The 12,877-nt window shown below is 69.4% G+C and carries 13 protein-coding genes; 3 read left to right on the forward strand and 10 right to left on the reverse strand.

The window, feature by feature from the left end; genetic code table 11:
- The 3 genes from VG296_RS01945 to VG296_RS01955 all read left to right on the forward strand — a co-directional run.
- A partial coding sequence (locus VG296_RS01945) for a hypothetical protein (RefSeq protein ID WP_325562366.1) occupies positions 1 to 703 on the forward strand: 703 nt, incomplete at its 5' end.
- Positions 703 to 4,566: an RHS repeat-associated core domain-containing protein gene (locus VG296_RS01950; RefSeq protein ID WP_325562368.1), complete on the forward strand. Its 3,864-nt coding sequence runs from the start codon at positions 703 to 705 to the stop codon at positions 4,564 to 4,566. The genes VG296_RS01945 and VG296_RS01950, both read left to right, overlap by 1 nt.
- 16 nt (positions 4,567 to 4,582) lie before the next feature.
- Positions 4,583 to 4,945, forward strand: a complete 363-nt coding sequence (locus tag VG296_RS01955) for a hypothetical protein (RefSeq protein ID WP_325562371.1) — start codon at positions 4,583 to 4,585, stop codon at positions 4,943 to 4,945.
- A 429-nt stretch (positions 4,946 to 5,374) separates the two neighbouring features.
- Here the strand turns inward: VG296_RS01955 and ndk are convergent, their stop codons facing one another.
- The 10 genes from ndk to rsmD form a co-directional block, all read right to left on the reverse strand.
- Entirely contained in the window at positions 5,375 to 5,806 is a 432-nt protein-coding gene (gene ndk / locus VG296_RS01960; RefSeq protein WP_325562373.1) for a nucleoside-diphosphate kinase, read from the reverse strand.
- 157 nt (positions 5,807 to 5,963) lie between these two features.
- Positions 5,964 to 6,296: a DUF4233 domain-containing protein gene (locus VG296_RS01965; protein WP_325562374.1), complete on the reverse strand. Its 333-nt coding sequence runs from the start codon at positions 6,294 to 6,296 to the stop codon at positions 5,964 to 5,966.
- Positions 6,297 to 6,505: 209 nt separating this feature from the next.
- A complete protein-coding gene (locus tag VG296_RS01970) occupies positions 6,506 to 7,867 on the reverse strand; it encodes a folylpolyglutamate synthase/dihydrofolate synthase family protein (protein ID WP_325562375.1) in 1,362 nt (453 codons plus the stop codon).
- A gap of 36 nt (positions 7,868 to 7,903) precedes the next feature.
- Complete coding sequence (gene mutM, locus VG296_RS01975; protein ID WP_325562377.1) at positions 7,904 to 8,740, reverse strand: bifunctional DNA-formamidopyrimidine glycosylase/DNA-(apurinic or apyrimidinic site) lyase; 837 nt, start codon at positions 8,738 to 8,740, stop codon at positions 7,904 to 7,906.
- On the reverse strand, positions 8,733 to 9,530 hold the full coding sequence (gene rnc, locus VG296_RS01980) for a ribonuclease III (RefSeq protein ID WP_325562379.1): 798 nt from the start codon (positions 9,528 to 9,530) through the stop codon (positions 8,733 to 8,735). The genes mutM and rnc overlap by 8 nt, the downstream gene beginning before the upstream one ends.
- A 35-nt stretch (positions 9,531 to 9,565) precedes the next feature.
- On the reverse strand, positions 9,566 to 9,739 hold the full coding sequence (gene rpmF, locus VG296_RS01985) for a 50S ribosomal protein L32 (RefSeq protein WP_325562381.1): 174 nt from the start codon (positions 9,737 to 9,739) through the stop codon (positions 9,566 to 9,568).
- Between the two features lie 82 nt (positions 9,740 to 9,821).
- Entirely contained in the window at positions 9,822 to 10,409 is a 588-nt protein-coding gene (locus tag VG296_RS01990; protein ID WP_325562383.1) for a DUF177 domain-containing protein, read from the reverse strand.
- Positions 10,410 to 10,517: 108 nt separating this feature from the next.
- Positions 10,518 to 11,606: a hypothetical protein gene (locus VG296_RS01995; protein WP_325562385.1), complete on the reverse strand. Its 1,089-nt coding sequence runs from the start codon at positions 11,604 to 11,606 to the stop codon at positions 10,518 to 10,520.
- Between the two features lie 171 nt (positions 11,607 to 11,777).
- Positions 11,778 to 12,278 carry a pantetheine-phosphate adenylyltransferase gene (gene coaD / locus VG296_RS02000; protein WP_349259425.1) on the reverse strand — a complete coding sequence of 167 codons (501 nt, stop codon included), beginning with the start codon at positions 12,276 to 12,278 and terminating at the stop codon, positions 11,778 to 11,780.
- A 4-nt stretch (positions 12,279 to 12,282) separates the two neighbouring features.
- Positions 12,283 to 12,855, reverse strand: coding sequence for a 16S rRNA (guanine(966)-N(2))-methyltransferase RsmD (rsmD, locus tag VG296_RS02005; protein ID WP_325562388.1), 573 nt, complete (start codon positions 12,853 to 12,855; stop codon positions 12,283 to 12,285).
- Positions 12,856 to 12,877: the final 22 nt, after the last annotated feature.

Consider the following 12,877-nt stretch of genomic DNA (forward strand, 5'->3'; position numbering starts at 1 on the left):
CGATGACCTTCCGGGTCCCTTGGTGAACTTCCTCAATGTGATCGGCATTGAGTGGCCTTATATCAATGAGGATTCGATTTCGCAGTTCGCGTCGCTGGTCAGGGAGTTCGGCCAGGCGGTGGAGCGTACCCACCAGGACGCTTCGGACGCGGTGCAGAAGCTGGCGCAGGCGCATCAGGGTGCGTCGACGCAGCAGATGACGTCGGGGTGGGCCGAGCTGTCCACGGCGCATGTGAACGAGATCGTGGAGGGCGCCGGAATCGTCGCGGACGCGTTGGACGCGTGGGCGGCGTACATCGTGGTGCAGAAGGGGCTCGCCGTCGTGCAGATGGTGGAGATGGCGGTGGAGTTCTTCGCCGACCAGGCCGCGGCGGTCGCGACGTTCGGGATCGCGGAGGCCTTGCTGCCGGCGATCATCGCCGCGGGGCAGGCAGCCGGCAAGTCACTGATCGAGGATCTGGAGCAGTACGTGCTCGGCAAGGTGATGGACGCGGCGCTCAAGCCGTTCATGGCGAAGGTGCAGACCCTGCTGTCCGGCCTGGACTGGGGAAACACCTCCTCGGCGGGATCCGGGGCCGGTTCCTCGTTCAGCGTGGATGAGGCCGAGGCGCGGCAGCAGATCTCGGTGATCCGTTCGCATGCGGACACGATGGTCGGGCATGGGCAGACGTTGCGGAACGGGCTTGCGGGGTTGAGTTTCTGATGTCGGGCAGATTCATGGTGCAGACCGCGGAACAGGCGGCCAAGGACCTCGCCGAGGCCTGCGACAGTTCCGCGCAGACGATCAGTAAAAACCTCATATCGAAGGTCGCGGACACCGAGGAGGGCAATCTCGGGCGCACCCTCGAGGGCGAGGCGAAGAACACCCAGGGCTTCACGGACGTGATGCACGGCCTGGACGGCTCGGGCGACTCGGCCGCCGGCGGCATCAAGCCGAACAGCGGCGGCCTGCCGAAGGGCGGCGGGAACGAGAACGTGCCGAACGCGACCGGCGGCGACCCGTTCCACGAGTCCACCCCGGTCGGTGATCGCCCGACCTGCCCGACCGACCCGGTCGATCCGAGCTCCGGGGACATGCTGCTGCAGCAGATCGATGCGCGGTTGCCCGGCGTGCTCGATCTCGTCCTGGAACGCGCGCACATCTCCTCGTACCGGAAGGGCCGGCTGTTCGGCCGCAGCTGGGCCTCCAGCCTCGACCAGCGGGTCCAGGTGGACGCGGACGGGGTGCACTACTTCGCGCCGGACGGCGTCGTGCTGCACTACCCCGTCCCGACCGTGCACGGCCAGACCACGCTGCCCTCGGCGGGCGCGCGCTGGCCGCTTTCGTGGGACCGCGCGCAGGACCGCATCGTGATCGAGCAGACCGAACTCGGCCGCGTGCTGGAGTTCCCTCCCGGGCCGCGCCCCGAGGCATTCCGGCCGCTCGGAGCCGTCGTCGACCGCAATGGCAACCGGATCACGTTCGTCTGCGACGCGGAGGGGGCGCCCACGGACGTCTACCACTCCGGCGGCATTCACCTGCGCGTCACGACGGTCGACACCCGCGAGGGCGTACGCGTCAGCGGAATCCACTTCGACGGCGCACAGAGCAACCGGCCGCTGCGCGAATTCCGGTACGACATGGCGGGCCGGCTCGTCGAAATCATCGACTCCAGCCGGCAGCCGCACTGCTTCGAGTACGACGACGAGGACCGGATCACCGCCTGGATCGACCGGATCGGCTACCGCTACTCGTATACGTACGACGAGCACGGCCGCGTGGTCGCGACCGGCGGCGAGGACGGGTCGCTGGCCGGGCGGCTCGAGTACGACGCGGCGGAGCGCGTGACCCGGTTCACCACGGCGCTCGGCGAGACGACGTCCTACCGGATGGACGAGTACGGGCACATCGTCGAGGTCGTGGATCCTCTCGGCGCGGTGACGCGTACCGAGTCCGATCGCTATGGCAGGGTGCTGTCCAACACGGACGCGCTCGGCGGCACGGTCCGCATGCAGAGGGACGAACGCGGCGACGCGGTCCGCATCGAGCGGCAAGACGGCAGCGTGCTCGCGGCGCGGTACAACGCGTTCCGCCAACCGGTGGAACTCGTGGACGCGGACGGCTCGCGGTGGTCCTACGAATACGACGTTCGAGGGAACCTGCTGGCCGCCACTGACCCGCTCGGCGCCGTCACCCGGTACGAGCACAGCGAGCGCGGTGCGCTGAGCGCGGTCGTGGACGCGCTCGGTCAGCGCACCGAGGTGGCCGTGGACGCGGCCGGGCTGCCGGCGGCGATCACCGCGGCCACCGGCGCGGTGCTGGGCCTGGAGCGGGACGAGCGCGGCCGGGTCGTGCGCATCGTCGACCCGCTCGGAGCCGTCACCGCGCTCGGCTACGACGATGAGGACCGGCACGTGTCCCGGGCTTTCCCGGACGGCGCGAGCGAGACGTGGACCTACGACGCCGCGGGCAACCTGCTCACGCACGTCGATCAGGCCGGGCTCGAGACGCGATTCGAGGTAGGCGCGTTCCGCGCATTCGTCGCGCGCACGGATCCCGACGGCACACGCCACACGTTCGACTACGACAGCCAAATGCGGCTGACCGCGGTGACCAACCCCGCCGGGCTGCGCTGGACCTACGCCTTCGACGCGGCCGGCAACCTGGTCGGCGAGACGGACTTCAACGGCAGGACCCTGACGTACGACTACGACGCGGCCGGCCGTATCGTCGAGCGCGTCAACGGAGTCGGTCAGCACGTGGCGCTGGTGCGCGACGTGCTCGGCCGAGTCGTCGAGCAGCGCGTGGACGGCGAGCACGTCACAGCCTTCGAATACGACGCGAACGGCAACCTGACCGCGGCGAGCAGCGCCGAGACCGAGCTGCGCTACCGCATGGACGGCCTCGGCCGGGTCGTCGAGGAGAGCATCGACGGCTTCGCGGTGCGCACCGCGTACGACGCACTCGGCCAGACCGTCGAGCGGACGACGCCGAGCTCGCGCGTCTCCGCGTGGCAATACGATGCGCTGGGCATGCCGATCGCGCTCTCGGCGGACGGTCGGGACCAGATGGTCTTCGGGAACGACGCCTTCGGCCGCGAGACGTACCGCTGGCTCAGCTCGAACACGGCCCTGACGCAGGAATTCGACGCCGTCGGCCGGACGACCGCAAGAAGGCTGCTCGCGGTCGAGGGCGGTGCGACATCCGGCTCGGCCAGCTCGAACCTGCTGCTCGAACGCACCTGGACCTACCGCGCGGACGACACGCCGACCTCGGTCACCGACTCGTTCTCCGGCGCCACTCAGTTCCAACTCGACACGCTCGGACGCGTCACGGCCGTGACCGCGGCAGCCTGGAACGAGACGTACGCCTACGACGCGTCCGGCAACATCGCCGGCGACGCCGACGGACCGCGCGAGCTGACCGGCACGCTACTTCACAGCTCCAACGCCGGTCGTACCCGGTACGAGTACGACGGCCAGGGGCGGCTGACCAAGGCGGTTCGGCGTACGTTGTCCGGCACCGAGAAGGTGTGGGAGTACGCATACGACGCCTTCGACCGGCTCACCGAGGCGAGCACTCCCGACAACGGCCGCTGGCGTTACCGCTACGACCCGCTCGGCCGGCGCGTGGCCAAGCAGCGGCTCGGCGCGGACGGGATGCCGGTCGAGGAGTACCGCTTCTGCTGGGACGGAACGACGCTGGCCGAGCAGCGGCACGAGGTCGCGGGCCGCGCGGAGGTGTCCGTGACCAGCTGGGACTACCAGCCCGGCGGCTTCACCCCGATCGTCCAGGAGAAGCGCACGCACCTCGCGGACGCGTCCGCGCAGGAGATCGACCGCCGTTTCCACGCGATCGTGACCGACCTCGTCGGCGCCCCGACCGAACTGGTCACCCCGGACGGCATCGTCGAGTGGCGTCGCCGCACGGACCTGTGGGGCGAACTCGCGCCGGGCGCCGCGCCGGAGCGCGAACTCGACTGCCCGCTGCGCTTCCCCGGCCAGTATCACGATGCTGAGACCGGCCTCTACTACAACTACGAGCGCTACTACGACCCGGGCACCGGCCGGTACAACACCCCGGACCCGCTCGGCCTCGACCCCGCGCCCAACCACCACGGCTACGTCGTCAACCCGATCTCGCACCTCGACCCGCTGGGCCTGCGCGACTTCCTCTCCGACGACGGACGGCAGATCCTGCGCCAGATCGCCGCCCGGCACGGCGGCGTCGAACTGCCCGACAGCAGCCACGGCATCGGCAACTTCACGTTCCCGAACCGGCGCGCCGCGCGGGCCGCGGCCTCGGAGGTGGCAGGCGACTTCGGCGGCCGGCCGAAGCCCATCACGGCGTCGAGCTACCGCGGCGCGCCGCGCGGCACGAACCCCGACAAGCTCATGGGCCAGAGCAACGCCGACCCCGCCAACGCACACGACAACCACGGCACCGCCGGCTGGCGCGACGACCAGTGGGGACACAACTTCGGCGACGGCAATAAGGTCGGCCCGCACGTCAACGCGTGGAATGATGCTCACGGAATCGGCAACTCGCACCTGTACTACCAGGTCGGCGGCGGGCCATGCCCGTGACGGAAGGATGACGCACGTGGCGACGTGGTACGGCATGGAGTGCGACCACGGTCACACCTGGGTGTTGTTCTCCGAGGACGACATCGAGCCGACCGAGGACCAGATGTTCTGCCCGGAGGCAGGCCATCCCGCGATCCTGTACAGCAAGAGCCCGCTGGACCGCTACGTACGGATCAGCATCGCCGCCGCGGGCCCGCCCTCGACTTCACAAGGCGGGCCCGGCGGCACCTACTTCCTGGAGCTCTCGACCTGGGACCGCCAGCACCACGTCCTGTCCAAGAAGACCTACACCTGGGACGAAGCGGTCAAGCGCGCCGAGTACTTCCACAACCTCCCCTGGGACGACGCCGAGCGCCGCTGGCACCGCCTCCGCATGTGACACCGCCGCCCCCTCCCGCCGGATCAGGCCAGCTCGGGAAGAAGAGTTCGAAGAGCTCGCTCTGCCCATACGCGAGCGACAGGAGCGGTGACTACGCGCTCCAGCCGCTCCGAGGCAACCTTCTTTCAAGAAGCTTGCATCCATGACACTTTCATGGATGCAATAAATCTAAGAAGGCTAGCCAAAGTGTTCGAGAGCTTGCTGTTCGCCCGAGCATGCTTGTCGATCAGCGCACGTACGCACGGATACCGGCAAGGCTCCGCACGAGGTGGGACTCCAGCTCTGGCATTTTCCGCAGGTCGCCAACGCTACGACAAGACGCTGGCAATCGGGCGCCGGGTTATCGCAGCAGTCGCGAAGCGGCGATATTGCTCTCGGCCGTTAGCCGGCAATCACCACCGCCGAGCCCGCCCTCGGTATTTGCGCGGATCAGCCCAGCTCGGGGAAGAAGAGCTTGATCTCGCGCTCGGCGGAGGCTGGGGAGTCGGAGCCGTGGACGAGGTTTTGGACGACGGTGGTGCCGACGTCGGTGGCGAGGTCGCCGCGGATGGTGCCGGGGGCGGCCTTGACCGGGTCGGTGGCGCCGGAGAGGGTGCGGAAGGCCTCGATGCAGCGGTGGCCCTCGATCACCATGGCGACGACGGGGCCGGAGAGCATGAAGGAGACGAGGGGCTCGAAGAACGGCTTGCCCTGGTGCTCGGCGTAGTGCTCCTCGACCAGTTCACGCGGCAGGGAACGCAGATCCATGGCCACGACCCGGATGCCCTTCCGCTCGATCCGCTCGATGATCGTGCCGATGAGGGCACGCTTGACGCCGTCCGGCTTGACCAAGACGAGCGAGCGCTCTACGAGGGTCGCCACCTATCTGTCCCTTCGCACGTGTGGGCGTCCGTCATCGAGGCGCCCACAATCCATGATCCCCGTACTCGCTGACGGGGTGTGTTCAACTGATGTTATGACCTAGGTCACGCCAGGTCACACCCGGGGTCCGGCTGTCGGACGGAAGCCGGGGCAGCGCCTACTCGCCGTGCGCGGCCTCCCAGGCCCGCACCCGCTCGGCCTTGATCCGCTCGCCCTTCGCCCCATAGTGCAGGCCGGCCCACCACAGGGCCGCGAAGATGACGCCGACCGGGAACATCATGGTCACCCAGAAGCCGGCGCCGATGAAGGCGACCTGCAGGGCCCAGCCCAGCGAGTACGCCCAGCGGAACCGCAGCAGTCCGCTGAGCAGCACGCTGGCCGCGCCGAGGCCGATCGCGAGCTGCCAGCCGCCGCCGGAGGACAGCTTCGCCGCGACCAGGCCGAAGAACAGCGCGATGAAGGCCTCGAACACGAGGACCGCCGCGGCCATTCTCCGCATCGTCAGGTCACCTCTACCAGGTAGTCGTCGCCGCTACTCGCGGCGGGTCGCATGTGCGGGGTCCACGCTACGGCATGCGGCCGACCGCGCGGCAGCCGCCCCGGGTGTCTGGTCCTCGTTCAGTCTCGTTCAGTCGCGTTCAGCCTCCGGCCGTGGTTCAGCGTGGTTCTCCGCGGCTCACGGTGGATCCGGATCCGGCCTCAGCCACGGAGCAGCCGTCCGGCGTCTCCGGCCGTCACGACGGAGCCGGTGACCAGGACTCCGGAGCCGCCGAGGCTCGGGTCGGGGACGCCGATCTCGGCCAGTTCGAGGGCGCGGTCGATCGCGTCGTCGAGCCGGTCCGCGCTCGTCACGCGGCCCTCGCCGAAGATCTCCTCGGCCAGCGCGGCCAGTTCCTCGACCGGCATCGAGCGCAGCGTGGAGTTCCGGGTCACGACGATCTCGTCCAGTACCGGTTCGAAGGCCTCGAGCACGCCGCGCACGTCCTTGTCCTGCATCGCCGCGAAGACGCCGACCAGGTGCTCGAAGGTGAACTCCTCGCTGATCGCCTGGGCCGTGGCCGCGGCGCCGCCCGGGTTGTGCGCGGCGTCGAGGATGACCGCGGGGTTGCGGCGTACGACCTCGAGCCTGCCGGGCGAGGTGACCTTGGCGAACGCGGCGCGCACCACCTCGGGATCGAGCACCGCGCCGCCTTGGCCGGCGCCGAGGAACGCCTCCACGGCCGCGATGGCGCAGGCGGCGTTGCCCGCCTGGTACGCGCCGTGCAGCGGGAGGAAGAGGTCGGTGTACTCCTGTGACAGACCCTTGATCGTGAGCTGCTGGCCGCCGACCGCGAGCTGCCGCTCCAGCACACCGAACTCGATGCCCTCGCGCGCCACCGTGGCGCCGACCTCGGCCGCGCGCCGCATCAGGACCTCGGCCGCGTCGATCGGCTGCTGCGCGAGTACCGCGATCGCGCCGGCCTTGATGATGCCCGCCTTCTCCTCCGCGATGTCGCGCACGTTGTCGCCGAGCAGATGGGTGTGGTCCAGTGAGATCGGGGTGACGACGGCGACCGGCGCCTCGATCACGTTCGTCGCGTCCCAGGTGCCGCCGAGGCCGACCTCGATGACCGCGACGTCCACCGGCGCCTCGGCGAAGGCCGCGTACGCCATGGCGGTGGTCATCTCGAAGAACGACAGCTTGAACGGCTGGCGCGAGTCGACCAGCTCCGCGTACGGACGCAGCTCGGTGTAGACCTCGGTGAAGCGCTCGCGGCCGATCGGCTCGCCGTCCACGCAGATGCGCTCGCGGATCTCGCTCAGGTGCGGGCTCGTGGTGCGGCCGGTGCGCAGGTTGAGCTCACGCAGCAGGGCGTCGACCATGCGGGCGGTCGACGTCTTGCCGTTGGTGCCGGTGAGGTGGATCGACGGATACGCGTCCTGCGGTTTGCCGAGGACATCCAGGATGGCCTCGATCCGGTCCTTCGAGGGCTCCATCCGGGTTTCCGGCCAGCGCTGTAGCAGTTCCGCCTCGGCGGCCCGGTACCGCGCCTCGATCTCCTGGCTGTGCTCGCTGCTCATGGGGACATTGTTTCATCCCGCGGAGCGAGTCACGTCCTACTTCTTCTGACAGCGCGGGCAGTAGTACGAGGAGCGGTTCATGAAGGCCGCGCGGCGGATCGGGGTGCCGCAGCGGCCGCAGGGTTCGTCGGCCCGGCCGTAGGCGTTCAGCGAACGGGCGAAGTACCCTGATTCGCCGTTCACGTTCACGTACAGCGAGTCGAAGGATGTGCCGCCCTGGCCGAGGGCCTCGGTGAGCACCTCGCGGACGGCGGCCAGCAGGGCTACGGCCTTCGGCCTGGTCAGCCCGGAGGTGGGCGCCTCGTAGTGCAGCTTGGCGCGCCACAGCGACTCGTCGGCGTAGATGTTGCCGACGCCGCTGATCAGGCTCTGGTCGAGCAGGGCGCGCTTGACGCCGGTCTGCTTGGCGCGCAGAGCCCTGATGAAGGCCTCGTCGTCGAACAAGGGGTCCAGCGGGTCGCGCGCGATGTGCACGATCGGCAGCGGAACGCCGTCGGTCATGGACTCCAGGCTCAGGCCGCCGAAGGTACGCTGGTCCACGAAGCGAAGCTGCGGCCCGTCGTCCGCGAAGCGCATCCGGACCCGCAGGTGGATCTCGTCGATCGCGGTGGCGGGCTGGACCAGCAGCTGCCCGCTCATCCCGAGGTGGCCGAGCAGCGCACCGCCGCCGTCGAGCGGCAGCCAGAGGTATTTGCCGCGGCGCGCGGCGGCCAGGACGCGCCGGCCGGCGAGACGGGTGGAGAAATCCGCCGCGCCCAGCACATGTCGGCGGATCGCGCGGGGATGCAGGACTTCGACCTCGGTGATGAGACGGCCGGCGACCCAGCGATCGAGTCCGCGGCGTACGACCTCGACCTCAGGTAGCTCAGGCACTCGCGGTGTCCTTGCCGTCCCTGCTGTCTTTGCCGCCCTTGCCGTTCTTCTCCTGCTTGGATTTCGGCGGCACGTCCGGCTCGGCCTTCGCGGAGCCGTACTCCTTGCGGATGGACCGGTACGCGTGCTCGGCCGCGATCTGCTCGGCGATCTTCTTGGAGCGGCCCTGGCCCGACGGATAGTCCAGCTCGCCCACGCGCACCCGCGCGGTGAAGGACTTGTCGTGCTCCGGGCCCTCCTCGTCCACCAGGTACGCGGGCACGCCGAGCGAGTGCTCCGCGGTGAGCTCCTGCAGCGAGGTCTTCCAATCCAGGCCGGCGCCGAGCCCGGCCGAGGCCTCGATCAGCTTGTCGAACAGCCGGTGGATCAGATCGCCGACGGTGTCCAGGTCGTGGTCCAGGTAGACCGCGCCGAGCACCGCCTCCATGGCGTCCGCGAGGATCGAGGACTTGTCCCGGCCGCCGGTGGCCTCCTCGCCCTTGCCGAGCCGCAGGAAGTCGCCGAGCTCCAGCTCGCGGCCCACCGCGGCGAGCGCCTTGGCGCTGACCACGTGCGAGCGGAACTTGGCGAGCTGGCCCTCCGGCAGGTCCGGATGGGTGTGGTAGAGCGCGCTGGTGACCACGACGCCCAGCACCGAGTCGCCGAGGAACTCCAGCCGCTCGTTGGTCGGGCAGTGGCCGTTCTCGTAAGCGAAGGATCGGTGCGTCAGCGCCTGCACCAGGAGCACCGGCTCGATCGGAAGACCGAGCCGCTGCTCCAGGAGCGCGGGCGATTTGAGGGAATCGGTCACGACCGTCTTCCGTCAGGCGGGGGCCAAAGGCCGGCTCAGACGGCCAGCACCTGGCGCTTGTCGTAGGTGCCGCAGTTCTGGCAGACGGTGTGCGGACGCTTGGTCTCCTGGCAGCGGTCACAGGCGACCAGGGCCACCGGGGCGGCCTTCCACTGTGCGCGCCGCGAACGGGTACGGCTGCGGGACTTCTTGCGCTTCGGAACAGCCACGGCTCAAACTCCTGGTCAGTTACTGCAAACGTCTATCGGGCGTACCCGACGACTTTACCGGAAGTCGGCGGGTGTTACGAAATCACTGCCCGCCGGGCTCGCCGTCGCCAGTCAGAGCGCTGAGGGCCGCCCAGCGCGGGTCGACGGATTCGTGGTGGTGGTCCGGGTCCTCGGCCAGCGCGGCACCGCACTCGGCGCACAGGCCGGGGCAGTCCGGCTCGCACAGCGGCTGCAGCGGAAGGTCGAGCATGACGGCGTCGCGCACCAGCGGCTCGACGTCGAGCAGATCCTCGACGACCGAGACGGCCTCCTCGAGTTCCGCGGCGGAGAGGTCCTCGAGGTCGTAGTAGAAGAGCTCCTGGAAGTCGGCGTCCACCTCGACCTCGATCGGGTCGAGGCAGCGCACGCACTCGGAGACCAGCGAGCCGGAGACCCGGCCGGTGGCCAGCACGCCCTCCACCACGGACTCGAGGCGCAGGTCGAGCAGCAGGTCCGCGGCCTCAGCGGAGTACAGGTCCTCCAGCGTGGAGCCCTCGTGGCCGAGCAGGGGCTCGGCGGGCAGGTCGCGATCGAATTGGCGCATGGCACCGGGACGCCGGCCGAACTCGCGCACCTCGAAGACGAAGGGTGAGCGCGCGTCGGGGCGCTTCGGCTTGGCTACGTGAGGCATATCCACGATTCTACGGTGCACGACGACGGGGCACCGACGGCTTTACCGTCGGCACCCCGCCGATCACGCTCTGTCGATCAGGCTCCGCGAATCACACTCCGCCGCGGATCAGCCGTAGTTCTGCTGCTGGAACTGCCGGACGTCGATCAGGCCGGTGTCGAAGTACGAGGTCTCGTCGGCCGGGTAGTCCGGGTTCGGCGGCGGCTGCTGCTGCTGGCCGGGGTGGCCGTAGCCGCCGGGCGCCGGCTGGTTCGGGTTCCAGTGGCCGGACTGGTCGTAGCCGCCCTCCTGGTACTGCGGCTGCTCGGCGAACTCGCCGGTGCCGTAGCCCTGCACCGCGCCCTGGTCGTAGCCCTGCTGCTCGTAGCCGTTCTGCGCGGCCGGGTAGTACGGCTCCTGGTAGCCGACGCCCTGGCCCTCGCCGTAGCCCTGCTGCTCGCCGTAACCGCCCTGCACATGCGGCTCGTAGGGGCGCTCGGCCTCCTCGAAGGCGACCCGGGTGAACTCGCCGGTGGTCTCGAAGCCGTTGTCGCCGTTGAATCCGTTCTCCCCGTTGAACCCCGGCTCGCCGTTGAATCCGTTCTCCCCGTTGAAGCCGCTCTCGCCGGCGTAGGCGGGCTCGTAGCCCTGCTCCTCCTCGTAGCCGCGCACCTTCGGCATCTCGCCGGTGCCGGAGAAGTCGCGGGAGCGCTTGCGCTCGGCCTGGACCGCGTCCTGCTCGTCGACGTGCCGGCCGAGCTCCTCCATCGGGTTGTTGCTGCCGCGCATCTTGTCCCGGCCGCGGCCCACGGCCTGCAGCGTCTTGGTGAGCACGACCTCGAAGTTGGCCAGCTTCTGGTCCACGTACTCGTCGGCGTCGGCCCGGACCTGGTCGGCCTCGCGCCGGGCCTGGCTCAGCATCCGGCCGGCCGCGTCCTGCGCCTCGCGGGAGATGTCCGTGTTGTTGATGATCGAGTCGCGCTCGCCGCGGGTGCGCTCCATCATCCGCTCGGCCTCGCGACGGCCGTCTTCGAGCACGGATTCGCGGTCGGACAGCACCCGGCGGGCGCGGTCCATCTCCTCCGGCAGCCCGTGCTTGAGCTGGTCGAGCAGCTCGAGCACCTGGGCTCGGTTGATGACGCACGATGTGGACATCGGCATCGCGCGGGCGCTCTCCACGATCTCGATGAGCTCATCGATCTTGGCGTTGACGTCCAACGGTCTGCACTCCCTGGCATGGCTGGGCCCCACCCGATGGCGGCGCTCGGTCCACGGTACCCCGAACGGCAGAGCGGAAGTATGGCCCAGGGGGACTAGTGACTTTTATCCCGATATACCAAAGCATTGCGTACCGTGGCGCGATCGTGACGGTACGTCGGAAACGCCAGCTCAGTCCTTGCGCAGCCGCTCGGTCAGCGTGGCCAGCACCGGCTCCGGGAGCAGCCCGGACACGTCGCCGCCGAGCGAGCAGACCTCCTTGATGAGCGAGGAGGACAGGAAGCTGTAGAGCGGATTGGTGGGGACGAAGAGCGTCTCGATCCCGGCCAGCCGGTGGTTCATCTGGGACATCTGCAGCTCGTAGTCGAAGTCGCCGACGGGTCGCAGACCCTTGACGATGGCCCGGATGTCGCGTTCGGCGCAGAAGTCCACAAGCAGGCCCTCGACGACCTCCACGGTGACGTTCGGCAGCTGCGCGGTCACCTCGCGGATCATCGCCATCCGCTCCGTGTAGGAGAACAGGCCGTTCTTCCCGGCGTTCTTGCCCACCGCGACGACGACCTCGTCGAACAGGCCGGCCATCCGGGTGATGATGTCGAGGTGTCCGTTGGTGACCGGGTCGAAGGACCCAGGGCACACGACCCGGCGCCGCACCGCGCGGGGTCCGTTCATAGCGTCACTGCTCACGGCGGTGACCGTACCAGAGCATGCCCTCGCCGTACGCCCGGGCCCGCAGTGACGCGAAGTCCGCCGGCCAGATCCACTCCGGATCGCGGGCGGCGCGCTCCACGCAGACGAGCGCGTCGGCGGTGAGCCAGCCGTGCCCGGCGAAGTCCGTGATCAGCTCGGCGAGCGGCTTGGCGTCGAGGGCGTACGGCGGGTCGAGGAAGAGCACGTCGTAGGCCTCGCCGGGGCACTGCTCGGCGGCCAGCTTCTCCACCCGGTCGGTCACCAGTCGACCGCCGGTAAGACCCAGCGCGGTCAGATTTCCCCGAATCACCTCGGCGGCGCGCCGGTCGGACTCGATGAGCAGCGCGGCGACCGCTCCCCGGGAAAGGGCCTCGAGTCCGACGGCTCCGGAGCCCGCGTACGCATCGATGAGGCGGATCCCGGGCAGGCCACCAGGTAAGTGCGAGTCGAGCGCGGAGAAGAGGCCCTCGCGGGCGCGGTCGGAGGTGGGGCGGGTGCCCGCGCCGGGCGGCGTCTTGAGTGTTCTTCCCCTGGCCTGGCCTGCGATGATCCTGGTCACCGGGCCAGTTTAACGGCGGCGA

Origin of the sequence: Actinospica sp. (genome assembly GCF_035552695.1) — a bacterium.
Taxonomy (GTDB): Bacteria; Actinomycetota; Actinomycetes; order Streptomycetales; family Catenulisporaceae; genus Actinospica.